Genomic DNA, 2,194 nt, shown 5'->3' with positions numbered 1-2,194 from the left:
GTGACACGCTTCGGCAAGTATCCCGTCCTGATCCTTCTTCTCGCGCTCGCGGCGGGCTGCGCCGCGATCTTCGGCGCGCTCCACAACCAGCTCAGCTATTCGGTCGGCCCCGACTACTTCCTCGCGCTGAAGTTCCCGCAGTTCGGCATCGGGGCGGACACGGCTCCGCGCCTCGGCGCGTCCCTCGTGGGCGTGCAGGCGGCATGGTGGGTCGGCCCCCTCGTCGCGCTGCCCGCGTTCCTCTACGGCCTTCTCACCGTGCCCAGGACCGAGACCTATCTCGCCGCCGGGATCGGAGCGGTCGGGCTCGTCTTCGTGCTGGCGACGCTCGCCGCGCTGGTGGGTCTCGTCGGCGGGATCGCGGCCGAGGCGACGGGCCTCCTCGATGGGGTCCTGGTGTTCCCCGAGGGCGTCGACCGCTCGGACTTCCTGCGCGCGGGCTTCATGCACGACGCGGCCTACGCGGCGGCGGGCCTCGGCCTTCTCCTCGCGTTCTGGCCGATGATCCGCGCGCGCCGCATCGACACCGCGCGCCTCGGCGGGAGCGGCGCATGACGCTGCCGGGGATCGAGACGTTCCGCCGCGCGGTCGATCCCTCCGACTGCGACTTTCTCGGCCACATGAACGTGTCGCGCTACCTGATGGCGTGCTCGGACGGGATGTTCTCGCTCCAGTCGGACGTGGGGCTCACCCGCGCGGACATGGAGAGCGGACGCCGCCTGTCGTTCGCGGTCGTGCATATCGAGAGCGACTTCCGCTCCGAGTGCCGGGCGGGCGACGTGATCTTCCTGCGCTCGAGCGTGCTGGCCATCGGCACGAAATCCGCCACCTTCCGCCACCGGCTCTACCGCGCGGGGGACGGGGTGCTCGCCTTCGAGACGCTGTTCCGCTCCGCCTGCTTCGACCTCGTGGCGCGGCGGGCGGCGCCGATCCCGGAGGACGTAAGGCGCGGGCTCGAGGCACTCATGGAGGAGGAGACGCATGCCGCTTGAGGGGAAGACCGCCATCGTGACCGGCGGGGGATCGGGCTTCGGCGCGGGGATCGCCCGTGTCTTCGCCCGCGAGGGGGCGAGGGTCATGGTGGCCGACATCAACGCCGGCGCGGCCGAGGACGTCGCGGCGGAGGTGGGCGGCATCGGCCAGGAAGTCGACGTGGCCGACGGCGCCTCGGTCGCGGCGATGACGCGGGCCGCGCTCGAGGCCTGGGGCCGCATCGACATCCTGGTGAACAACGCCGGCATCACCCACATGCCCGCGCCGATGGAGGAGGTGAGCGAGGCGGACTTCGACCGCGTCCTCGCCGTCAACGCCAAGTCCGTCTACCTCACCGCGCGCGAGATCGTGCCGGGCATGAAGGCGGCCGGGGCGGGCGCGATCCTCAACATCGCGTCCACGGCGGGCCTGTCCCCGCGCCCGAGGCTCAACTGGTACAACGCCTCGAAGGGCTGGATGATCACGGCGACGAAGGCCATGGCGGTGGAGCTTGCGCCCCACGGCGTCCGGGTCAACGCGCTCTGCCCCGTGGCGGGCGAGACGCCGCTCCTGCGGTCCTTCATGGGCGAGGACACGCCCGAGATGCGGGCGAAGTTCCTCTCGACGATCCCGCTGGGGCGCTTCTCCACGCCGCAGGACATGGGCGAGGCGGCCGCCTTCCTCTGCTCGGACGCGGCCTCGATGATCACGGGCGCCGCGCTCGAGGTCGACGGGGGCCGCTGCATCTGATGGCGACGCGCGCGCTTCCGGCCGAGATCACCGTCCTCGCGGGCCGGTTCGGTGCCTTCCCGGCCGCTCAGCCGCTGGTCTTCGCGCATCTGGGCGACGTGGCGCCCGCGCTCGACCTCGACCATGTGGAGGTGGTGCCGGTGGACGGCGCCGTGCGCCTCGCCGCGTATTTCGAGGAGGGGACGCGCGCGGCCCTGCACCGGGCGGCGGGCGGGGCGGATACGCTGGTCCTCGTCCTGCCCGAGGCCTTCGAGGGGCTGGACCCTCCGCGGCTGACCTCGCCGATGCTGCGCGACCTCGGCGCCTTCCGGGGCCTCGTCCGGCGCCATGTCGGAGGGGCCGCATGATCCGGCCGGGGCCGCGCAACCTCATCACCGACGTCGAGGGCCTGCGTGTCGGCAACGCCGGGGACGCGCGCGTGAAGACCGGCGTGACGGTCCTGACCGCCGGGCGGCCCTTCACCGCCGCCGTG

Annotated in this window: 4 protein-coding genes and 1 pseudogene; all 5 read left to right on the top strand. The window is 72.7% G+C overall.

Features of this window, described 5'->3' with window-relative positions; translation table 11 throughout:
• Positions 1-555: hypothetical protein (locus ACTS11_RS05445; protein ID WP_442639324.1), on the top strand; the 555-nt coding region annotated here is incomplete at its 5' end.
• Entirely contained in the window at positions 552-992 is a 441-nt protein-coding gene (locus ACTS11_RS05440) for an acyl-CoA thioesterase (protein WP_442639323.1), read from the top strand. The genes ACTS11_RS05445 and ACTS11_RS05440, both read left to right, overlap by 4 nt.
• A complete protein-coding gene (locus ACTS11_RS05435) occupies positions 982-1,722 on the top strand; it encodes a glucose 1-dehydrogenase (RefSeq protein ID WP_442639322.1) in 741 nt (246 codons plus the stop codon). Before ACTS11_RS05440 ends, ACTS11_RS05435 begins: the two co-directional genes overlap by 11 nt.
• Positions 1,722-2,069, top strand: coding sequence for a hypothetical protein (locus tag ACTS11_RS05430; protein WP_442639321.1), 348 nt, complete (start codon positions 1,722-1,724; stop codon positions 2,067-2,069). The genes ACTS11_RS05435 and ACTS11_RS05430 overlap by 1 nt, the downstream gene beginning before the upstream one ends.
• Positions 2,069-2,194: pseudogene (locus ACTS11_RS05425) on the top strand (P1 family peptidase); the annotation flags it as partial. The gene ACTS11_RS05430 and the pseudogene ACTS11_RS05425, both read left to right, overlap by 1 nt.

This window comes from Roseicyclus sp., assembly GCF_052168335.1.
GTDB lineage: Bacteria > Pseudomonadota > Alphaproteobacteria > Rhodobacterales > Rhodobacteraceae > Roseibacterium.
This window is presented reverse-complemented; position numbering and strand designations above follow the sequence as displayed.

Excerpts from the sequence above, each read along its gene's own strand:
- ACTS11_RS05430 (WP_442639321.1), top strand. The coding sequence starts at position 1,722 with ATGGCGACGCGCGCGCTTCCGGCCGAGATCACCGTCCTCGCGGGCCGG.
- ACTS11_RS05440 (WP_442639323.1), top strand. The coding sequence starts at position 552 with ATGACGCTGCCGGGGATCGAGACGTTCCGCCGCGCGGTCGATCCCTCC.
- ACTS11_RS05435 (WP_442639322.1), top strand. The coding sequence starts at position 982 with ATGCCGCTTGAGGGGAAGACCGCCATCGTGACCGGCGGGGGATCGGGC.